This window comes from Haloferax sulfurifontis (genome assembly GCF_014635105.1).
Classification (GTDB): domain Archaea; phylum Halobacteriota; class Halobacteria; order Halobacteriales; family Haloferacaceae; genus Haloferax; species Haloferax denitrificans.
The window spans coordinates 448893-468808 of record NZ_BMCI01000001.1 but is presented as its reverse complement, the minus strand read 5'-3'; the positions used below and the strand labels follow the sequence as shown (position 1 = coordinate 468808).

Below are 19916 nucleotides of genomic sequence, written 5' to 3'. Positions count from 1 at the left end.
AACGACCGATTTCGGCACCCCTGATCGACTGCGAAATCCGTACATACGAATTCTGATAGTTATGTGGCTGTCGACTGTCCGGGGTTCCTTTATATCCTCTCCGGTGATGCGGGACAGTTCACCATGTGACGGTTTCAGACGTTCCGTCTCCCCCCTCACGTTCTACTGGATATCACCGCTATGTCTTGCGATTTCCCGCGTCGCTATTTCACTTCCGCTCCGCTCTACCTACGGTTATGTGGTTTCCGCCCGTCCTATGAATCCGTGCAGTTCGGACCCGGTCGCCGGCCGTCGGCGTAATTGCACTAAAACTGATACGTTCGGCGGTCGGACCTCCGAGTTCGAAGCCCTTAACCAACCACGCAACACACACCAATATCGTCACCAATGAGCGGAATTTCCGGACACTATCGACGCGACCTCGCCCGAACGCGGCTCGGGCGGGAGGGACAGTAAGATGAGCGACGCGAACCTCTCGACGGACGAACTCGTGCTTCCGGTCAAGCGGACCGAAGGCGAGACCCTCGAAGCGCGGATGACGGGCAACGCCTACAACAACATTCTCCCCGCCCGCTACCTCCGCAAGGACGCCGACGGCGACCTCGTCGAGACGCAGGAGGACCTGTTCCCCCGCGTTGCGAAGAACATCGCGCTCGCCGAGGCCGTCTTCGAGGCCGAAAAGCGCGACATCGAACTCACGGTCACCCCCGACCTCATCAAGCCGGACCACCCGCGCCGCGACGAACTCGCCGCGGAGGTCTTCGGCACGGGCGTCACGGCCGACGACGACGAGGCCGAGGCGACGCTTTCGGTGTACAACGTCAACAAGTTCGCCTACGACACCCTCGTCCCCGAACTCCCCGAGGAGGTACGCGACGTCGTCGTCGAGAAGCGCGAGACGTTCGAGGAGCTGATGGAACAGCTCTCCTTCATGCCGAACTCGCCGACGCTCATGAACGCCGGCGACGAACTCCAACAGCTTTCGGCCTGTTTCGTCGACTCCCCCGGCGACGACATCACCGACATCCATCAGACGGCCAAGGAGGCCGCCGAGGTGTTCCAGTCCGGCGGCGGCATGGGCTACGCCTTCTGGAAGCTCCGCCCCTACGGCGACGCGGTCGGCTCGACCGGCGGCATCGCCTCCGGCCCCATCACGTTCATGCGGACGTTCGACCAGATGTGCGAGACCATCGCGCAGGGCGGCGCGCGCCGCGGCGCGCAGATGGGCGTCATGCGCGTCAGCCACCCCGACGTCATCCAGTTCCTCCACGCGAAGAACAAGGACGTATCGCTCGCGCACACGCTCCGCCTGAACGACCCCGACGACTTCACCCACACCAAGTTCGTCGACGCGCTCGACGAGGCGCGCGAACTCATCGACGAGGACGGCCGCGTCCCCAAACACCTCCGCAACGCCGTCGAGGGCCACCTCTCGAACTTCAACATCTCCGTCGGCATCACCGACGGCTTCATGGAGGCGCTGTACAACGACGAGGAGTTCGTCTTCACGAACCCCCGAACCGAGGAACCGCACGTCGCCACGCCCCAGACGAAGGAAATCTACGACATGTTCGGTCTCGGCGAGCACGTCGAGGTCGGCGAGGTGCTTTCGGTCCCCGCGAAGGAACTCTGGGACCAGATTATCGAGGGCGCGTGGGAGAACGGCGAACCCGGCGTCGTCTATCTCGAACGCGCGAACAAACAGCACTCCTTCGACGTCGAAAAGCACCCCGACCACCAGATTCTCGCGACCAACCCCTGCGGCGAACAGCCGCTGGAGGAGTACGAGGCGTGTAACCTCGGCCACATCAACCTCTCGACGCTCGTCGCCGAGGATTCGCCCGACTGGCGCGTCTGGTACGACGCCCACGGCGACGAGTACGACTCGCTGGAGGCCGCGACCGAGGCGTTCCTCGAAGACGCCGTCGACTGGGAGGAGTTCGACCACCGCATCGAAAGCGGCACGCGCTTCCTCGAAAACGTCGTCACGATGTCGGACTTCCCGGTCGAGAAAATCGAGGAGAAGGTCCGCGAACTCCGCAAGATCGGTCTCGGCATCATGGGTCTCGCCCAGCTGTACATCCAGCTCGGCGTCCGCTACGGCTCCGACGAGGGCAACGAAATCGCCCAGCAGCTCATGACCCACATCAACCACGGGTCCAAGCGGGCCTCCCACGAACTCGCCGCAGAGCGCGGCCCGTTCGAGGCGTGGGAAGACTCCAAGTACGCGAACCCGACCGAGTACCGCGAGTGGTTCGAACACCACACCGGCGAGGACGCCGACGACTGGGAAGACGGCTACCCCATCCGCAACCACAACACGACGACCATCGCCCCGACGGGTACCACGTCGATGGTGTCGAACACCACCGGCGGCTGTGAGCCCATCTACAACGTCGCCTACTACAAGAACGTCTCCGACGACGTGCAGGGCGACGAGATGCTCGTCGAGTTCGACGACTACTTCCTCCGCGTGCTGGAGGCCAACGACATCGACGTCGAGGCCGTGAAGGAGGAGGCACAGGAGCAGATGGCGAGCAACCAGTTCGACGGACTCGCCTCGCTGTCGACGGTTCCGGACGCCATCTCCGAGCTGTTCGTCGTGACCTCCGACCTCGCGGGCATCGAGCACGCGGGCGTCCAGTGCGCTCTCCAGAGTGGCGTCGACTCCGCCATCTCGAAGACCTGTAACTTCCCGAACAGCGCCTCGAAGGAGGACATGGACGAGGTCTACCGCTACATCTACGACCACGGCGGCAAGGGCGTCACCGTCTACCGCGACGGCACCCGCTCGAAGCAGGTGCTCACCACGCGCGCGAAGAACACCGAGTTCTCCGACGACGAAGAGGCCGCCGAGGCCATCGTCTCGCAGATTCGCGACGTGTTCGGCGACGTGGAGGCGTTCCTCGAATCCGAAGAGGTCTCGGACCTCATCGGGAGCGAACTCGAACTCGCCTTCGCCGACTCCCCGAGCGACGTGGGCAAAAAGCGCCCCCGCCCGGACGTGCTGTACGGCGTCACCCAGCGCATCGACACCGGCTACGGGAAGCTCTACGTCAACATCAACGAGGACGAACACGGCGAGCCGTTCGAGCTGTTCGCCAACATCGGCAACTCCGGCGGCTTCACCGCCTCCTTCACCGAGGCGCTCGCCAAGACCGTCTCGACGTCGCTCCGCTCGGGCGTCGACCCCGAGGAGATTGCGAACGAACTGAAGGGCATCCGGAGCCCGAAGGTCGCCTGGGACAAAGGCGAGCAGATCAACTCCATCCCGGACGCCATCGGGACCGCCATGCGGCGGTACCTCGACGGCGACATCGACAAGGGATACCCGCAACAGCAGAACCTGACCGAGGTCGAAGCCGAAGCCGCCGCGGCCGAGGACGCCGACACCGACGGCGGCGTCGCCGTCGACGACGGCTCCGACAACGACGCCGTCGCGGACCTGCTCGCGGCGGGCGAGAGTCCCGAGTGTCCCGAGTGCGGCGAGATGGACCTCTACTACTCCGAGGGCTGTAAGACCTGTCAGAACTGCGGCTGGTCCGAGTGCTGAACGCGGGGCGGTAACTCCCCGCAGTCGCGGTCCCGTCTCTCTTCCGCTCTGTTCTTTTGTCCTCTCCGGAAGTCCGTACTATCCGTCTCACGACACGTTCGAAACCGTCGCATGAGCCCGTCGGAATCGAGGGGAGCGCCGAGACACATCAAATATTTTTCAAAAATCGTCTCTCGCAGAGGGTAGTTAGAGACTTAAACACAATATAAACACTATATTAATGCCTAAATCACGGGGTGAAATAACACATTAATCTGGCACGTAGATTTAAGTTATCCCGGAGATACCGGTCGGGTGGACACACCGCGACGGGTGCCGGGCAGGGATGCTGGTCGCGCGACAGCGACGCGCCACCGGTGTCTTCGGCGAGCTGATACCGTCCGGGTGTCGGACATAACGCATGCAACTCAAACATCTCTTCACGGAAGACCGTGCAGTCAGTCCCGTCATCGGGGTTATCCTGATGGTGGCGATCACAGTCATCCTCGCGGCCGTCATCGGGACGTTCGTCCTCGGACTCGGCGACCAAGTCAGCGAGACCGCCCCGCAGGCGAGCTTTAGCTTCGATTACGACGGCACCGACAACCTGACTATCACCCACGAGAGCGGCGAGCAGATTGCCGCGAACCAGGTCACTGTAACCGGCAACTTCTCCAATGACGGTAATAACTGGACCAGTTACGGTGGCTCCGACCCGATCTCCGCAGGTGGGTCCGCCGTTGTAAACAACTCCGGCGGATTCGCTGACGGCGACACGGTTCGCGTCGTCTGGAACTCGCAGAGCGGAAGCACGTCCTCCACGCTCCAGCAGTGGACCTACAACGGATAGATGAATTTCAAACAACTCCTCGCCGAGGACGACGCGGTATCGCCGGTCATCGGCGTCATCCTCATGGTCGCCATCACGGTGATTCTCGCGGCCGTTATCGGGACGTTCGTCCTCGGTCTCGGTGACCAGGTCGGCGACACCGCCCCGCAGGCGAGCTTCGGGTTCGACTACAACGGCACCGCCCTCACGGTCACCCACGAGAGCGGGTCTTCCATCGACGCCGCGCAGGTCAACATCACCTCGTCGGTCGCCCTTAACGACTCCACGGGAACCGAACTCGCCGGGGCGAGCGGGACGACCGGCACGTGGGAGTCCATCTCTTCGGATTCGGAGACGGATATCACCGCCGGGAGCCAAGTGACGGTCGTCGAGCAGACCACCGACGACCTCTCGACCGCGACTGTTCGAGTCATCTGGACCTCCGAGAGTGGCAGTAACTCCGCCACCCTCCAGAGCTGGTCCGGTCCCGACGCCTAAACACAACACAGCCTTCGCGGTATCGTTTTCTTCTGACCGACCGACTCCGCGAGCCGCGGGTACTTCGCTTCCGCGGACGTGTCCGGCCGCGTCGCTGACGCGCGCTCAGACAGACGAACTACGCCGTCGCCGAGAACAGACGGTTCTTCGCCGTTACAACGGGGGATGCGCCGGTCTCAGACCGGGCGGCCGTCCTCGGACGTGCCGACCAGCCACGTTCCGAGGGTGAGCGCACCGGCACCGACAACGACCGCGTAGGACATCACCTGTGCGGAGTTCGGTAGCGTTCCCGGCAGCATCGCGAGCGTCCCGACGATCATCAGCGCCATCCCGATGACGGCTTTCTTCGAACTGAGCAGTCCCATGTCGGTCTCTCCGGAAGCGTCCGATATGGAACTTGCGCTTTTGCTCGGGGTTACTCGTAGTCCCGTTCGCCGGCGGGGACGACCACGTCGAGCCAGTTCTCCTCCGGCGGAAGCGGGCATTCGAAGGCCTCGGTGAACGCGCAAAACGGGTTGTACGCGAGGTTGAAGTCGACGACGACCTCGTCTAACTCGTCGAGGGGCGCGTCGGGCGTGAGTTCCATGTACCGACCGCCGTTGTAGGTCTGCTGGCCCGTCGTCTTGTCGCGGAAGGGGACGAAAAGCGTCGGCGAGTCGTCGTGTTCCTGGCGGTACGCGCCGAGGGAGAGGTCGGTGTCGCGGAGTTCGAAGTGGAACGTGGCGACGCGGAGATACCGGACCTCGCCGTCCGTCGAGGTGCCCATCGTCACCGGCTCGGGGTCGGCGTGCGTCTCGACCGACGCGGTCACGCGGTAGTCGGGGTCGGGGTCGAAGTAGTCGAGGCCGTCGAAGTCGTCGCGCTTCTCCGGCGGAATCGGCGACTGCGGGTGCGACCCGAAGAAGTCGTCTTTCTCCTCGCGTTTCGCCCGGAGTTCGGAGACGTAGGCGTCGGCGTCGAACGCGTCGTCGGTCATACGCGCCGATACCCGCCGGCGACACCTACACCTGACGGTTCGGGGCCGCGGCGACGAACGCGTTAGGCGGACACGTGACGCTTGGCGACCGAGATTCGTTCGAACTGGTCGGGTGTGAGGTCGATGTCCGCGGCCGCGACGTTCTCGCCGAGTTGGTCGACCGTGCGCGCGCCGACAATCGGCGCGGTGACCTGCGGGTGATGCATGAGCCACGCGAGGCTGACCTGCGCGGGCGACGCGCCGACCGCCTCGGCGACCTCCTCGACCCGTTCGAGCGCGTCGAAGTTCGACGGCGTGAGATACGAGTCGGCGAACCGCTGGTCGTTCGCCGCGCGGGAGTCCGCGGGCGGGCGCTCGTCGCGGGCGTACTTGCCCGTGAGAAAGCCGCCGGCAAGCGGCGACCACGGGACGACGCCGATGTCGTAGTCGGCGCACATGTCGAGGTAGTTGCCCTCGATTTCGCGGTTGACGGCGTTGTACCGCGGCTGGGCGACTTTGAACGGCTCGTAACCGCGCTTGTCGGCGAGTTCGTTCGCCTTGACGACCTTCCAGGCGTTGGGTTCGAGCGTCGAGGTGCCGAGGTAGTTCACCTTGCCGTCGCGGACGAAGCCGTCGAGCGTCCGCATGAACTCCTCGACCGGCGTCTCGTCGTCCCACCGATGGATGTACAGCAGGTCGACGTAGTCGGTGCCGAGGCGGTCGAGGATGCGGTCCATCTGGCGGCGGAGATGTTTCCGGTTCAGCCCGCGGCCGTTGGCGTCCTCGCGCGTGGGCCAGAAGATTTTCGACGCGACGACGAAGTCCTCGCGGTCGCGTTCACCGAGCCATTCGCCGATGTACCGCTCGCTCGCGCCGTCGCCGTACATGTCGGCGGTGTCGATGAAGTTCCCGCCGGCGGCGGCGTACGCGTCGAGCAGGTCGTGGGCGCGGTCGCGGCCGACTTCGACCTCGCCGTCGTCGTTCTGCCGACCGAACCGCCACGTCCCGAACGCGAGTTCGGAGACCGTCGTTCCCGTCCGTCCGAGTGGAACCATCGCGAGCGACATACCGACTCCGAAGACCGGACCGCGCTAAAGCGACTCGATTCCCGACGGTCGAAAATGAGGGACGTGCGTGGGTGGGCGGGCGAACGCACAGAGTCCGAGAGACGTGTGAAAATCGCGGGAGGTGCGGTTGAGGCGCGATGGAGGTGCGCCGGAAGCTGAGGGGGAGGGAAGAAAGACGGGAGAACGAGAGGACGTCGGGCGCGGGAGTGGAGGAAAACGCAGGTCGCGCCGGTGTGAGCCGTGGGCGCGCGACTACACGACCGCGTCGTCTACGACCGAGCGTAGTTGTGGCCGACTACGAGCGCGAGCGCGTTGAGCGCGAGAAGCGCGCCGAAGACGGTGAACTCGCTCGCTTCGAGGCCGCCGAACAGCAGGGGAAGATACAGGAACGGGAGGGCGACTGCGGCCCAGAAGCCGACGAACCGAAGCGGTGCGGCGACGAGTTCGAAGCCGAAGCGAAGCGACTGTTCTTCCGTTAGGAGCTCGCGGAGTTGGGAGAGGCGTTCACGGGGGACCGTAGATGGGGAGTTCGACATTGGTTGGGGGGCACCTACGACTACGACATGGAGCGGAGGGGTCATAATTAGGTGCGAGAATTCGACTCGTTTCATACTCGTTTACCTGCGACTATCAGGTAAATGTGAAGTTTCATCGCTAGACGAACGCCCATCTAATACTTCATAATCGCATCTAACTCTTTTATTCACGGGATAGTCACGCGTTCTTGAACGGTCGTCGAACCCTGAATTTCCGCGGGTTTTCTCCGATGCGAACGTGGCGCTCGATACAGTCGGTAACTCGACACGTCGTCCGCGGTCTGGCGAGTGATTCGGTCGCCGTCGCTCCCGCAGGGATTTAGCCCGCGAGCGCAACTGTCGGGGTATGCCCGACCTCAATCGCGTCGCAAAGCGCATGTACAACATCCACCCGAACGCCATGCGCCTCGTCGTCGGCGAGGAGATAGACGGCACGTTCACGCTGGACAGCGCGGAGTTCTTCCAGACCGATTTTCAGGCCGAAGGCCGACTCAACGGCGACGGCGCGGTCTATCGGTTCGCGACGACGGAGAACAACGACGCCGTCGTCGTCGGTCGACAGCGCCCCGGCGAGGACGGCTGGACGATGGTCGGAGAAGTGGAGTCGGTCGAGCGGGCGGACGCGACGGACGCGACGGACACGACAGACGCGTAGCCGCGTATGGCCGCGTGCGTCAGTCGGTCGCGCCGGTTCCGTCGCCGAACCGATAGCGGAGTTCGCGCCGAATCGCCCCACGCTTCAGGAGGACGAACCCGAGGAAGATGAGCGCGAACCCGCCGACCGTGGACGAGGTGGGGACCTCGCTCAGGAACGCCCAGCCGGCGAGCGCCGCGAAGACGGGTGCGACGTACGAGACGAGGTTGATTTCGATGGGACCGACCCGCGCGAGCAGGTCGAAGTAGATGAGGAAGCCGAGCGCGCTCGCCGCGAGTGAGAGATACGCGAGCGCGGCGACGGACTGGGCGTTGAGAACGACCGAGCCGACGCGCTCGCCGAGCCCGACGGACGCGACGTGCATCAGCCCCGCGCCGAGGAGCATCGACCACGCCTCCATCGTCTCGATGGGCATCTCGGAGTCGACCCGACGGGTCAGGACGGAGCCGAGGGCGAACGCGGCGGCCGCACCGAAGATGAGGAGTTTCGCGACCGTGCCGCCGGCGAGGAGGTTGCCCGGGTCGAGCTCCGAGAGGACCGCGACGCCGACGAGGCCGAGGAGGAGACCGACCACGCCGAGCGCGGTCAGCCGCTCGCTCGGGAGCAGGAGTCGCGCGAATCCGGTGGTGAGCACCGGGCTGAGGCTCACGATGACGGCCGCGGCGGCGCTCGTCACGGCGGGGTCGGTCTCACCGATAAACAGAAGCGCGTGGTACGCGGCGATGAGGAACACCGCGCCGATGGCGACTTCGGTCCACTCGGCCCTGCCGCGCGGGAGCGGCGAGTCGGTGGCGTACAGCGCGTAGGCGAGCATTACGACCCCCGCCACGTCGTACCGGAGCGCCGCGAACAGCACCGGCGGGAAGAACTCCAGCCCGGCTTTGATGGCCATAAACGCGGACCCCCAGACGGCGGCGAGGACGACGAACAGACCGACGTTTCGGTACCGTGTCACAGCGATGGTGCGCCCGGTGGGGGCGTGAACGTTTCGCTACGGCCCGGGCGCAGGTTCCCGACCCGCCCCCCGAATACGGGGTACGTTTATTACGTCCCATCTCCGAGACGTTCGTATGGCCGTGACCGGCCGTCCCACACTTCGGGACTTGTTCGACGAGTCGCCGACGCCTCACATCGCACACCCGCCGCGCACGCACCAACGGCACTTCTACGTCGCGACGGACGGGTCGTACCGCCCGAACGGCGGTGGACTCGGTGCAGTGATAGAGACCCGCGACGGCGAGCGAGTCGCCCGTATCGCACTCCCTGACGTCCCGCCGGACAACAACGTCTCGGAGTATCGCGCACTGCATCTCGGACTGGACGTGCTCGCCCATCGCGCGCCGCCGGGCGCTCGCGTTGGCGTCCTCGTCGACCACGACGACCTCGCCGCGAACGTCAACAACGCCGTTCTCGCCGGCGACCACCCCGACTGGAAGTCGCCGAAGCGAATCGTCGTTCCCGCCGGAAGCGAACACCACTGGCGGGGGATTCAGGCCCGAATCGCCGGGTTCGGAGAGCTTCGCGCCGCGCGAATCGACAGCCGCGAGAACCCCGCGCACCCGCTGGCGAACGCGCCGAGCGAGTACGAACACGTCAACCGGCGCGCCGACCGCTGTGTGCTCCCCGACCCCCCGGAGTTCGAAGCCGACTCCGGCACGGACGTGAGCTACCTCCCGCCCTCGCGGTTCGAAGGGCGCGCGAGCGACTGAGCGCGAGGCGTCTGAGACCCGTACCCGTTTGCCCCGCCCATCGCGCGGGCCGCCGAGCGCGAGCAGTCCCACCGAGGCGTCGTTCCCGGGCCGCAACCATCGGGCGGCCGTCCCGTCTCCGGCCGGTCACTCCACCGTCAAAAAGTTGACAACGCGGAGCGGCGACGCCGGACGTATGGACCCCACGGAGACCGCCGACGCGTTCGACCCGCGGCGACGCGGACTCTCGCCGCTCGGTGCGACCGCGCGCCGCCATACGCGCCGACTCGTCGTCACCGCCCTCTTGACGGCCGTCTTCGTCTTCGCCGCCGTCCGCGACCCAGGACTCCTCTCACCGACCGACGGACTCCCGCCGACTGCCGGCGTCTCTCCGACCTCCGGTGTTTCGACAGCTGTCGTCGGAGTCGGCGACCCGACTTTCATCGTCCGGCTCGAACTGGGCGCGCTCGGCGGCGCTCTCGCCGCCGGCGTCTCGCTCCTCTCCCTCGCCGACCGCGACCCCGCGGTCGACCTCCGCGCCGCCTCGGGGTGGCTCGCGCTCGCCGCCGCGGGCTTCCTCGTCGGAACGGTCGCCGCGCGGCAGTTCGCGCCGGGCCTCGCCGACCTGCTGGTCGAATGGGGCCGCGTCGCGGCCGACTCCCGCCAGTCGGCGCTCGAACTCGAACTGTTCTTCCCGGTCGCGGTCGGCGGCGGCGCGGCCGTCGCCCCGCTCCTGCTCGGATTACGCCGCGCCGGCGCGCTCTCGCGGCGCCTCGCCGGGCGGACGAGAGGGCTGTCGCTCCTCTGTCTCGTCGCCTTCGCCGCGTGCTTCTCGCCGCCGGATTCGACGACGCTCGCGCTCTACGCGGCCCCGCCGGCGGTCGGGCTGGGCGTCGCCGTCGCGTGGGTCGAGTTCGGGTAGAGGACTCGAAGAAAAACCGAGACGGACTGTGAGTTACTCTTCTTCCTGCGCGTCCACGACCGCCGTCGCCGCCAGCTCCAACGACCACCTTTTTTCCGTTCGGGTTCGCTCCGCTCACCCTCTCCGGAAAAAGCTGGACCAAAAATCCCTCGCTTCGCTCGGGTCCGTTACTCTTCCTGTGCGTCCACGACCGCCGTCGCCGCCAGCTCCAACGACCACCTTTTTTCCGTTCGGGTTCGCTCCGCTCACCCTCTCCGGAAAAAGCTGGACCAAAAAGCCCTCGCTTCGCTCGGGGGCGTTACTCTTCCTGTGCGTCCACGACCGCCGTCGCCGCCAGATTCACGATGTCTTTGACCTCGTCGCCGCGCTGGAGGACGTGAACCGGTTTGTCCATGCCGACGAGCATCGGGCCGATGGCCTCCGCGCCGCCGAGGCGCTGGAGGAGCTTGTAGCCGATGTTGCCCGCTTCGAGGTTCGGGAACACGAGCAGGTTCGCCGGCTCGTCGAGTTCAGCGAAGTCGTAGGTGCCTTCGAGGATGTCCTCGACGAGGGCGGTGTCGGCCTGCATCTCGCCGTCGACCGGGAAGTCCACGTCGGGGTCGTCCTGCAGGAGCGCCGCGGCGTCGCGGGGCTTGCGCGTCCCCTCGTTCGTGACGCTCCCGAAGTTGGAGTACGAGAGCAACGCCGCGCGGGGTTCGACGTTGAACTGGCGGGCGAGGTCCGCGGTGTGCTTCGTAATCTCCGCGAGAATCTCCTCGTCGGGGTCGAGGTTGACCGTGGTGTCGGCGCAGAAGACGACGCGGTTCTTGAACGTCATCATGTAGACGCCGGCCGCGTAGTTGGCGTCGGCGGCGGTGCCGATAATCTGGAGCGGCGGGCGGAGCGCCGACGGGTAGTGGTGGGTCAGCCCCGTCAGCATCGCGTCGGCGTCGCCGACTTCGACCATCACGCTGGCGAAGTAGTTCGAGTCGCGGCGGACGAGTTCCTCGGCCTCGGACTTCGTGACGCCCTTGCGCTGTCGAAGTTCGTAGAGGCGGTCGACGTAGTGGTCCCACTCGCCGTCGCGGGGGTTGGCGATGGTCGGGTCGAAGTCGAGGCCCAACTCCTCGGCCTTCCGCAGTATCGTCGTCGTCTTCCCGACGAGGATGGGCTCGGCGATGCCCTCCTCCTGCATCTGGTAGGCGGCGCGAATCATCTTCTCGTCTTCGCCCTCCGCGAGGGCGACCCGCTTGGGGTTCGACTTCGCCTTGTTGAGGACGACACGCATCATCTCGCGGGACTTCCCGAGGCGGGCTTCGAGGCGCTCGCGGTAGGCGTTCATGTCGAGGCGCTCGCGGGCCGCGCCGGAGGTCATCGCCGCCTGCGCGACCGCGGGGGCGACCTCGAACAGCACGCGGGGGTCCAGCGGCTTGGGGATGACGTAGTCGGGGCCGAACTGAAGCGGGTGGTCGCCGTAGGCCTTGACGACCGCGTCGGGCACGTCCTGCCGGGCGAGTTCGGCGAGCGCCTCGGCGGCCGCGCGCTTCATCGCCTCGTTGATTTCGGTCGCGCGCACGTCGAGCGCGCCGCGGAAGATGAACGGAAAGCCGAGGACGTTGTTCACCTGATTCGGGTAGTCCGAGCGCCCCGTGGCCATGATGACCGTGTCCTCGCGGGCCGCTTTCGCGTCCTCGTAGGCGATTTCGGGGTCGGGGTTCGCCATGGCGAAGATGATTGGGTCGTCGGCCATCGACCGCACCATCTCCTGACTGACGATGCCGCCGACCGAGAGGCCGGCGAACACGTCCGCGCCCTCCATCGCGTCCGACAGCGACCCCTCGTCGACCGGCTGTGCGAACTCGGCTTTGTACTTGTTGACGTCGCCTGCCTCGACGCGCGACTCGGTGATGATGCCCGAGGAGTCGCACATCGTGATGTTCTCCTTTTTCGCGCCGAGAGAGACGTAGAACCGCGCCGTCGCGAGCGCGGACGCGCCCGCCCCGGAGAAGACGATATCGAGGTCGTCGAGGTCTTTATCGGTGACGTCGGCGGCGTTCAGAAGCGCCGCGCCGGAGATGATGGCCGTGCCGTGCTGGTCGTCGTGGAACACGGGGATGTCCATCTGTTCGCGGAGCTGTCGTTCGATTTCGAAGCACTCTGGGGCCTTGATGTCCTCCAAGTTGATGCCGCCGAACGTCGGCTCCATCGCCTTCGTCGCCGCCACGAAGTCGTCCACGTTCGTGATGTCGAGTTCGATGTCGAACACGTCGATGTCGGCGAAGCGCTTGAACAGCACGCCCTTGCCCTCCATCACCGGCTTCGACGCCTGCGCGCCGATGTCGCCGAGACCGAGCACCGCCGAGCCGTTGGAGACGACGCCGACGAGGTTACCTTTCGCCGTGTACTCGTAGGCGGCGTCTTCGTCGTCGGCGATGTCGAGACACGGCGCGGCCACGCCCGGCGAGTACGCCAGACTCAGGTCGCGTTGGGTGTTCGTCGGCTTCGTCGTCGCGATTTCGATTTTTCCGGGCGGATCCTGTCTGTGATATTCCCGTGAGTCGTCGTCCAGTCCCATGAACCACACCTCCTCGCGCAGGGGGCAAAAAGCTATTCAACAACGTCGAATTTTGACTTCGACAATGGTCGAACCTTCGGCGGACGGCGGCGAGGTCGGAACGGCGAACCGACGCCGCTCCGCTCGAAAAATTACTCCGTTTCGATGTGAAGAATTTCCGGCCGTTCGAGTTCGACCGTCTCGTCGGCGTCGGTCACGGTCCGGGTCGGCCAGCGGCCGGTCGCGGTCAGCGGCTCGACGCCCTCGTCGGTGACGAGCGCGGTGTCCTCGCTCTTTGCGCCCTGAATGGTCGGGTTGTAGGCGTAGCCCATCGGCGCGCGGACCTCGTCGTCGGCGTCGGGCGCGGCGAACCACTCCCGGCCGGCGAACCCGGCCGCGCCGCCCTGATGGTGGTTCAGCCACTCCTCGGACTCGCCGACCGCGTCGTAGGCGTCGCGGATGGCGTCGAACACGTCGCCGGCGGTGCCGCCCTCTGCGGCCGCCTTCCGGGTCGCCGCCAGCGCCTCGGTCTCGACCCGCATCGCGCCCTCGTGACGGGTTTCGAGCCACTCGGGCGCGTCGAACGCGACGGTCCGCGTGCAACTCGCGTAGAGGCCGCCGCGCTGGGCCGTCACCGAGACGAGGGCGTAATCGCCGAGTTCCTCCTGCTTGGGCGTGTAGTGGCGGTACTTCTGGGCGCGCCGCCCGCCGCCGACGAGTACCACCGGCGCTTCGATGCCCATCGCGCTGAGCGTGACCTTCAGGCCGGAGGCGACCTCGTGTTCGGTGTCGCCCGGCGCGAGTTCGCGGCAGACCCGCTCGACCGCGCTCGCCGCGTCGCGGCCGAGTTCGCGGTAGGCCTCGATGTCGGCGTCGGAGAGCGGCTGGCGGACGGCCGCGGCGTCCACGTCCGCGAAGCCGGGCACGTCGAAGTCGGCGGCGGCGGGAGTCGGTGAGACCGACTCGACGCCGGACGCCAGCGAGCCCTCGTACCACTGGAAGCGGTGGACGCGAACGTCCTCGTGGGGGACTTCTTCGTGGAGCAGGCGGGTCGCTTCGATGTTGTCCGTCACGACGTGGAACTCGTCGCCGTCGTAGCCGGCGGCGGCGACGCCAAGCGACGAGTCGCGGTCGACGACGTTGTCGCCGCCGAGGAGCCACGCGAAGGAGTTCGGTCGGGCGAACCAGACCGCTTCGAGGCCGTTGTCGTCGAGGTAGCCATCGAGTCGGTCCGCTCGGGAGTCGAGTCGCTCGTCCATGTTCGCGCGTCCAGCCGAATCGACTTGAATGGGACGGCTCGGATGGGGCATGTTACCCGCGCGAGCGACCACCCTCACGACGACGCCTTCGAGGACCATACCGACGAGATTTGACATCCTCCCGTGCCTAAAGACGCGGGAATCCCGACCGCAGTTGGGATATTAGGGTTTGCAACCCGCCTGCTCGCTCGGTGCAAAACGCCCCGAGGTTTGAGTGAACAGGTAGGCTACTGGCCGTGCCAAACGACCGTTACTCATATCCTCCGTCGGAGGATTCTGAGTTATCTTTCTGCGAATGTTCACCGCACCGTTCACGTCCGCGTTCATCGTCACACCGCACGACTCACAGACGTACAACCCACGCTCCACGCGGTTCGCCTCACGCTTCCGCCCACAGCACGAACACGTCTTTGACGTATCTCGCTCACTCTTGCGGTCTACGAGAATCCCGTGTTCTTCGGCCTTGTATTCGAGCAGACGAGTGAACCGGTCGAACTCCCAGCCGTGGAGTTTCTTATTTCTACGTGTACCCCAATTCCGAGAGTCACCATTTTCGTCCTCTCGAATATCGCTCAAGTCACCGACGGCGATACGACCGACCTCGTGGTCGATACACTGCTCGACGATGTGCTTGGAGAGTGCGTGCAGGAAGTGGTCTTTCCGACGCGAGAGCTTCTGGCGAGCGCGAAGCGCACGACGTGACGGCCCGTTCTCGCCTTCAGTATCGTACTCGTCACGGGTGAAGTAGTGTTTGTCCTGTTTCAGCACGTTCCCCGAATACAACTCCGCCTCACCGTCGTCGTAAGCGATGGCGAGGTAGTTCTTGATGCCGAGATCGATACCGGCGGTGTTATCGCCGGGAGCGTCCTCGACGGGGATTTCGACCTTGCAGACGAGGTGCAGTTCCCATCTGTCGCCGTTCCACACGGCTCGCACTTGCTGGATGTTCTCTACGGTCACGTCTGGACGCGTCTCGTACTCGCAGAGGATGAAGTCCGAACGGTGGCTTTTGAGGTTGAACCCCTTGCTGAGACGGAGCCTATTCTTCGAGGTGTCGTGTTTGATGCCGTGCTGCTTCCACGTCACGGTGGAGCGTGGGTGGTTGTCACCTCGCTTTCGGTAGCCGGGCGGATTCGCATCTGTGTCGCCGTTCTTGCGCTTTTTGAACCAACCGGTGAACGACTCAGCGAGTTCTTCGAGAACGCGCTGACTTGACTGAGAATGGAGGTCACTATATCGTTCGTGGTCTTTTAATTCGCGCTTGAGGTCGGCTTCAGACGGAATCTCGCCGGTATCGTTCCATTCTTGCTGGATGTGGTAGCGGGCGACGTTCCACAGTTTCGACGCGGAGTGTCCGCAGTCATCAAGGTCGTCACTCACTTGCGAGTGATTGACGATTGTCGCTCGATAGGTGCGGGTTGTCTCCAGCATCTGACTATGTTCATAAATACTTATGAGGATTAGTATATTAAAAGTAACGAGCGGGCGTGGAATATCCGGGCGTGCTATCGAACGTGGTTAGTGGAGGGGTTGACGGATTCATCCCGCGCCTTTAGGCACGGGTATTCTCCTCGCCATGTATAAGTTCGCGCGGTTCTGACCCACGCGTATGACACCTCGGCTTCGCCGCCTCCTCGCGGGGGCCGCCGCGATGACCGGCGTCCTGATGGTCCTCGGCGTGTACACCGCCGCCGCGGGCGCTGGGCTCACCTGCGCCGGCCGCTGGCCGTTCTGCGACGGCTTCCTCGGGCTGTTCCCGGCCAACTGGGGCAGTTTCCTCGAATGGTTCCACCGCCTCGTCGCCATGCTCACCGGCTTCCTCATCCTCGGAACGACCGTGCAGGCGTGGCGCGAGGGCGTCGCGAAAGGGGTCCGCTACGCGCTCGTCGTCGCCACGGTCATCCTCCCGTTCCAAATCGTCCTCGGGGCGCTCACCGTCACCGAGTACGAGTGGGTCATCCTCACCGCCCACTACGTGGTCGCGACCTCCATCTTCACCGCCGTCGTCGCCGCCGCCGCGTGGGGGCTCGCCGACCGCGGCATCCCCCGCATCGCCGACGCGGTCAGACTGGCGCTCGTCGGCGCGCCCGTCATGCTCGTCCTCGCGCCCCACGCGTTCGTCTCCTTCGGCCCGACGACGCAGGCCGTCTACTACGTCGTCGGCCTCACGACCTACGCCGCGCTCGTCGCGGTCACTCTCTGGGCGAACGCCGCTCACGGCCCGCGGGCGGACGCCTACGACCGGCTCAGATTCGTCACCGCGCCCGCGAGCGTCGTGGTCGTCGCGCTCCTCATCGCCGGTCGACAGGTGTACGGGCCGGCGCTCGAACTCGCCCACCTCGGCGGGACGGTCCTCGCGCTCGTCCTCGTCGTCGGCGCGGCGGTCCTCGTCCGCGACGGCCTCCCGATACCGCAGGCCGGCGCGACGAACGACGCCGACTGACGGCGGAGCGTGACCTCGGGTTGGGGAGGAACTCCGTTTAACAACTAAAATACAAGAAATGAGATAACTATCGGCAATATCAACAACTTTCGCGATTCGAGTTGCATACTACTCCGATAAAACGACGATATGGCGAATCCGTTTCACGGTTAGAGATATATCTCACCCATCCACACAATTCCCGGATATTTTTCGTCAATATCGGAACGAATTGACGAACGGACCGAAGAAGTGTTATACGGGGCTGTGCTACCTGATGGCTGTTATGGAACGTCGCACCTTTCTGAAAGGCTCCGCCGGGGCCGCGGCCGCGTTCACGCTGGCCGGCTGTCTCGGCGGCGGCGGCAGTAGTAGCGAGACGATTACCATCGGCTCGGACATCCCGTACCGGCCGTTCGAGTACGAGACGACCGAGGGCGAACTCGTCGGCTTCGACGTCGACATCGCCGAGGCGGTCTTCGGCGAACTCGGCTACGAACACGAGTTCCAGAAGACGAGCTTCGACAGCATCATCCCCTCGCTCAACAACGGGAACTTCCGCGTCATCATGTCCGCGATGACCATCACCGAGGACCGCGCGGAGCAGATCGACTTCTCGGACCCGTACTTCACCGCCTACCAGACGGTCATCGTCCTCAACAGCAGTGATATCTCCTCGAAGGAGGACCTCCAGGGTGTCACGGTGGGCGTCCAGAAGGGGACGACCGGCGAGAGCGCCGCGACCAGCCTCAAAGAGGAGTTCGACGGCGACCTGACGATTCAGAGCTACGACCAGGTGACCGGCGCGTTCGACGCGCTCCGGAACAACCAGGTCAGCGCGGTCGTCAACGACAACACCGTCAACGCCGCCTTCGTCGACCAGAGCGACAACGTCCGGTTCCTCGAAGGTCCCGGTGCCGCCGAGGAACAGGGCAAGGAGAACGCCCCGCCGTACCTCACCCTCACCGTCGAGGAGTACGGCATCGGCTTCCGGCAGGACGACGACGACCTGCGCGAGGAGGTCAACGGCGCGCTCCAGACCATCCGCGACAACGGCACGTACGACGAGATTTACTCGGAGTACTTCTCGGGATAAGCCGAACCAGGACGCGTTTTTTATCCCACCACTGTGAGAAACACTACCAATGGCTGAATCCTACTCCGAGGGACGAACCGGTGACGGTGAGTACCAAGAGCAGTTCTTGAACGACAAAACGCTCAGGCGACTGGGCGCGGCCATCGCGGGACTATTCACGCTCGGAGTCGGCGGGTTCATCGCGGCGATTATCTTCACCCAGGTCGATTTCGAACTCCTCGTCGAGATTATCCACCCGCAGTTCGTCAACGCGTTCCTGCGAGTGCTCGGTATCGTCCTCGTCGGGAGTCTGTTTTCCGTCACCGCGGGCGTCTTCGTCGGACTCGGTCGGGTGTCGAACACGAGGTTCACGAACACCGTCGCGACCGCCTACGTCGAGTTCTTCCGCGGGACGCCGCTTCTGTTCCAGTTGCTCGTCATCTACGTCGGGATTCCGGCGTTCTGGCCGCCGGGGCAGTTCCCCATCTCCAACTGGGCGATTCCGACCGCGATTATCGGACTGACGCTCAACCACGCCGCCTACGTCGGCGAGGCCGTCCGCGGCGGTATCGACGCCGTCCCGGAGGGCCAGATGGAGGCCGCCCGCTCGCTCGGGATGTCTTACGTGCAGGGCATGCGCGAGGTCGTCCTCCCGCAGGCGTGGCGCAACGCGCTCGCCGCAATCGGCAACGACCAGGTCATCCTCGTGAAGGACACCTCGCTCCTGACGGTCATCGCCATCCCGGAGCTCATCAGCGCGTTCCGCAACGTCAACTCGACCACGTTCGACCCGTGGACGCCCATCCTCCTCGTCGCCATCGCCTACCTCATGATTACGATTCCGCTCGGTAAAATCGTCAGTTACCTCGAAGCCCGCTCCGACTGGGGAGGTGACCGCCGATGAGCCTCCTCGAATTCGACGAGGTGGACAAGTACTTCGGCGAGACGCACGTCCTGAAGGACGTCGACCTCGACGTCGAAGAGGGCGAAGTGTGCGTCGTCATCGGCCCCTCGGGGTCCGGGAAATCGACGCTCCTCCGCTGTGCGAACCGCCTCGAAGAGATTCAAGACGGCGAGATTCGACTCGAAGGCCAGTCCATCTCTGCGGAGGACGCGGACATCAATCGCCTGCGACAGCGCATCGGCATGGTGTTCCAGAGCTTTAACCTCTTTCCGCACAAGACGGCGCGGGAGAACGTGACGCTCGCGCCGACGAAGGTCAAGGGCCTCAAAGAGGGAGACGCCACGCGGCGCGCCGACGAACTGCTCGACCGGGTCGGCCTCGGCGCGCAGTCGAACTCCTATCCGAACCAACTGTCTGGCGGCCAGCAACAGCGCGTCGCCATCGCCCGCGCGCTCGCCATGGACCCCCACGTGATGCTGTTCGACGAGGTCACGAGCGCGCTCGACCCCGAACTCGTCGGGGAGGTGCTCGACGTGATGCACGACCTCGCCGACGAGGGCATGACGATGCTCGTCGTCACCCACGAGATGGGGTTCGCCCGCGAGGTCGGCGACCGAATCGTCCTCATGGCCGACGGCCGCGTCGTCGAGGACTCGCCGCCCGAGGTGTTCTTCGAGAACCCGAAGACCGACCGCGGCAAGCAGTTCCTCTCGAAGCTCCTCTGAGACGGGGTAGCCGGGCACACACCCGGAATCTTCCAACAAGCTTATCCCCCGAAACGCCGCTTCCTGCGGCATGAACTACGCTCCCCGTGAATTCAGTCACGAACCGCCCGATAGCGAACGCACCAAGGCCGTCCTCTTCTGTCAGACCTGCGGCCGCGCCGCCGGCATCGACGCGTGGCCCGAGCGGACGCGCGACGGCCGGACGGTCCGACTCGACTGTCCCGACTGCGGCGAGGTCGTCTGGCGCGGCCTCGCGGACGACGAGCCGTCCGAGGAGCGTCGAACGCCGACGCCGACGCCCTGAGCCGGCAACGAG

General features: G+C 65.1%; 19 protein-coding genes. 11 read left to right on the top strand and 8 right to left on the bottom strand.

Annotated features, from left to right (window positions below; genetic code table 11):
- The first annotated feature begins 457 nt into the window (after positions 1–457).
- The 3 genes from IEV64_RS02565 (at position 458) to IEV64_RS02555 (ending at position 4859) form a co-directional block, all read left to right on the top strand.
- Complete coding sequence (locus IEV64_RS02565) at positions 458–3553, top strand: adenosylcobalamin-dependent ribonucleoside-diphosphate reductase (protein WP_007274593.1); 3096 nt, start codon at positions 458–460, stop codon at positions 3551–3553.
- Positions 3554–3953: 400 nt separating this feature from the next.
- Positions 3954–4382: a type IV pilin domain-containing protein gene (locus IEV64_RS02560; protein ID WP_007274592.1), complete on the top strand. Its 429-nt coding sequence runs from the start codon at positions 3954–3956 to the stop codon at positions 4380–4382.
- A complete protein-coding gene (locus IEV64_RS02555; protein ID WP_188423060.1) occupies positions 4383–4859 on the top strand; it encodes a type IV pilin domain-containing protein in 477 nt (158 codons plus the stop codon).
- A 176-nt stretch (positions 4860–5035) separates the two neighbouring features.
- On the opposite strand, the gene IEV64_RS02550 is transcribed toward IEV64_RS02555, so the two are convergent.
- The 4 genes from IEV64_RS02550 to IEV64_RS02535 all read right to left on the bottom strand — a co-directional run bounded on the left by IEV64_RS02550 (position 5036) and on the right by IEV64_RS02535 (position 7417).
- On the bottom strand, positions 5036–5224 hold the full coding sequence (locus tag IEV64_RS02550; RefSeq protein ID WP_007274590.1) for a DUF8178 family membrane protein: 189 nt from the start codon (positions 5222–5224) through the stop codon (positions 5036–5038).
- Positions 5225–5274: 50 nt separating this feature from the next.
- Positions 5275–5835 (bottom strand): DUF1684 domain-containing protein, encoded by a 561-nt coding sequence (locus IEV64_RS02545; protein WP_188423059.1) that lies wholly within the window; start codon positions 5833–5835, stop codon positions 5275–5277.
- A gap of 62 nt (positions 5836–5897) precedes the next feature.
- Positions 5898–6881: an aldo/keto reductase gene (locus tag IEV64_RS02540; protein WP_188423058.1), complete on the bottom strand. Its 984-nt coding sequence runs from the start codon at positions 6879–6881 to the stop codon at positions 5898–5900.
- A 269-nt stretch (positions 6882–7150) separates the two neighbouring features.
- Positions 7151–7417 carry a DUF8028 family protein gene (locus IEV64_RS02535; protein WP_004969806.1) on the bottom strand — a complete coding sequence of 89 codons (267 nt, stop codon included), beginning with the start codon at positions 7415–7417 and terminating at the stop codon, positions 7151–7153.
- Between the two features lie 346 nt (positions 7418–7763).
- On the opposite strand from IEV64_RS02535, the gene IEV64_RS02530 reads away from it, so the two are divergent.
- Entirely contained in the window at positions 7764–8072 is a 309-nt protein-coding gene (locus tag IEV64_RS02530) for a DUF8072 family protein (RefSeq protein WP_188423057.1), read from the top strand.
- 19 nt (positions 8073–8091) lie between these two features.
- On the opposite strand, the gene IEV64_RS02525 is transcribed toward IEV64_RS02530, so the two are convergent.
- Positions 8092–9027 (bottom strand): DMT family transporter, encoded by a 936-nt coding sequence (locus tag IEV64_RS02525; protein WP_007274586.1) that lies wholly within the window; start codon positions 9025–9027, stop codon positions 8092–8094.
- A 115-nt stretch (positions 9028–9142) separates the two neighbouring features.
- On the opposite strand from IEV64_RS02525, the gene IEV64_RS02520 reads away from it, so the two are divergent.
- Both IEV64_RS02520 and IEV64_RS02515 read left to right on the top strand, forming a co-directional pair.
- Entirely contained in the window at positions 9143–9781 is a 639-nt protein-coding gene (locus IEV64_RS02520) for a ribonuclease H family protein (RefSeq protein WP_004969798.1), read from the top strand.
- Between the two features lie 175 nt (positions 9782–9956).
- Positions 9957–10682, top strand: a complete 726-nt coding sequence (locus tag IEV64_RS02515) for a hypothetical protein (protein ID WP_188423056.1) — start codon at positions 9957–9959, stop codon at positions 10680–10682.
- A 298-nt stretch (positions 10683–10980) separates the two neighbouring features.
- Here the strand turns inward: IEV64_RS02515 and IEV64_RS02510 are convergent, their stop codons facing one another.
- The 3 genes from IEV64_RS02510 to IEV64_RS02500 form a co-directional block, all read right to left on the bottom strand.
- Positions 10981–13236 (bottom strand): NADP-dependent malic enzyme, encoded by a 2256-nt coding sequence (locus tag IEV64_RS02510; protein ID WP_188423055.1) that lies wholly within the window; start codon positions 13234–13236, stop codon positions 10981–10983.
- Between the two features lie 131 nt (positions 13237–13367).
- A complete protein-coding gene (locus IEV64_RS02505) occupies positions 13368–14474 on the bottom strand; it encodes a M24 family metallopeptidase (protein WP_188423054.1) in 1107 nt (368 codons plus the stop codon).
- 162 nt (positions 14475–14636) lie between these two features.
- Entirely contained in the window at positions 14637–15905 is a 1269-nt protein-coding gene (locus IEV64_RS02500; protein ID WP_188423053.1) for an RNA-guided endonuclease InsQ/TnpB family protein, read from the bottom strand.
- Between the two features lie 178 nt (positions 15906–16083).
- Between IEV64_RS02500 and IEV64_RS02495 the strand changes: the two genes are divergently transcribed.
- The 5 genes from IEV64_RS02495 to IEV64_RS02475 all read left to right on the top strand — a co-directional run bounded on the left by IEV64_RS02495 (position 16084) and on the right by IEV64_RS02475 (position 19904).
- The gene (locus IEV64_RS02495) at positions 16084–16917 is read left to right on the top strand and encodes a COX15/CtaA family protein (RefSeq protein ID WP_483867019.1); all 834 of its coding nucleotides are present in this window, start codon (positions 16084–16086) and stop codon (positions 16915–16917) included.
- Between the two features lie 265 nt (positions 16918–17182).
- Positions 17183–17992 (top strand): basic amino acid ABC transporter substrate-binding protein, encoded by an 810-nt coding sequence (locus tag IEV64_RS02490; RefSeq protein WP_007274582.1) that lies wholly within the window; start codon positions 17183–17185, stop codon positions 17990–17992.
- 49 nt (positions 17993–18041) lie between these two features.
- On the top strand, positions 18042–18875 hold the full coding sequence (locus IEV64_RS02485; RefSeq protein ID WP_004969786.1) for an amino acid ABC transporter permease: 834 nt from the start codon (positions 18042–18044) through the stop codon (positions 18873–18875).
- Positions 18872–19600 carry an amino acid ABC transporter ATP-binding protein gene (locus IEV64_RS02480; protein ID WP_007274581.1) on the top strand — a complete coding sequence of 243 codons (729 nt, stop codon included), beginning with the start codon at positions 18872–18874 and terminating at the stop codon, positions 19598–19600. Before IEV64_RS02485 ends, IEV64_RS02480 begins: the two co-directional genes overlap by 4 nt.
- Positions 19601–19670: 70 nt before the next feature.
- Positions 19671–19904, top strand: coding sequence for a DUF8106 domain-containing protein (locus IEV64_RS02475; protein ID WP_188423051.1), 234 nt, complete (start codon positions 19671–19673; stop codon positions 19902–19904).
- Positions 19905–19916 lie beyond the last annotated feature (12 nt).

Bases quoted from the DNA above. Each gene is read 5' to 3' on its own strand.
- IEV64_RS02510 (WP_188423055.1), bottom strand. From the start codon at position 13,236: ATGGGACTGGACGACGACTCACGGGAATATCACAGACAGGATCCGCCC.
- IEV64_RS02520 (WP_004969798.1), top strand. From the start codon at position 9,143: ATGGCCGTGACCGGCCGTCCCACACTTCGGGACTTGTTCGACGAGTCG.
- IEV64_RS02505 (WP_188423054.1), bottom strand. From the start codon at position 14,474: ATGGACGAGCGACTCGACTCCCGAGCGGACCGACTCGATGGCTACCTC.
- IEV64_RS02490 (WP_007274582.1), top strand. From the start codon at position 17,183: ATGGAACGTCGCACCTTTCTGAAAGGCTCCGCCGGGGCCGCGGCCGCG.
- IEV64_RS02565 (WP_007274593.1), top strand. From the start codon at position 458: ATGAGCGACGCGAACCTCTCGACGGACGAACTCGTGCTTCCGGTCAAG.
- IEV64_RS02545 (WP_188423059.1), bottom strand. From the start codon at position 5,835: ATGACCGACGACGCGTTCGACGCCGACGCCTACGTCTCCGAACTCCGG.
- IEV64_RS02555 (WP_188423060.1), top strand. From the start codon at position 4,383: ATGAATTTCAAACAACTCCTCGCCGAGGACGACGCGGTATCGCCGGTC.
- IEV64_RS02500 (WP_188423053.1), bottom strand. From the start codon at position 15,905: ATGCTGGAGACAACCCGCACCTATCGAGCGACAATCGTCAATCACTCG.
- IEV64_RS02515 (WP_188423056.1), top strand. From the start codon at position 9,957: ATGGACCCCACGGAGACCGCCGACGCGTTCGACCCGCGGCGACGCGGA.
- IEV64_RS02535 (WP_004969806.1), bottom strand. From the start codon at position 7,417: ATGTCGAACTCCCCATCTACGGTCCCCCGTGAACGCCTCTCCCAACTC.
- IEV64_RS02495 (WP_483867019.1), top strand. From the start codon at position 16,084: ATGACACCTCGGCTTCGCCGCCTCCTCGCGGGGGCCGCCGCGATGACC.
- IEV64_RS02480 (WP_007274581.1), top strand. From the start codon at position 18,872: ATGAGCCTCCTCGAATTCGACGAGGTGGACAAGTACTTCGGCGAGACG.
- IEV64_RS02550 (WP_007274590.1), bottom strand. From the start codon at position 5,224: ATGGGACTGCTCAGTTCGAAGAAAGCCGTCATCGGGATGGCGCTGATG.
- IEV64_RS02540 (WP_188423058.1), bottom strand. From the start codon at position 6,881: ATGTCGCTCGCGATGGTTCCACTCGGACGGACGGGAACGACGGTCTCC.
- IEV64_RS02475 (WP_188423051.1), top strand. From the start codon at position 19,671: ATGAACTACGCTCCCCGTGAATTCAGTCACGAACCGCCCGATAGCGAA.
- IEV64_RS02560 (WP_007274592.1), top strand. From the start codon at position 3,954: ATGCAACTCAAACATCTCTTCACGGAAGACCGTGCAGTCAGTCCCGTC.
- IEV64_RS02530 (WP_188423057.1), top strand. From the start codon at position 7,764: ATGCCCGACCTCAATCGCGTCGCAAAGCGCATGTACAACATCCACCCG.
- IEV64_RS02485 (WP_004969786.1), top strand. From the start codon at position 18,042: ATGGCTGAATCCTACTCCGAGGGACGAACCGGTGACGGTGAGTACCAA.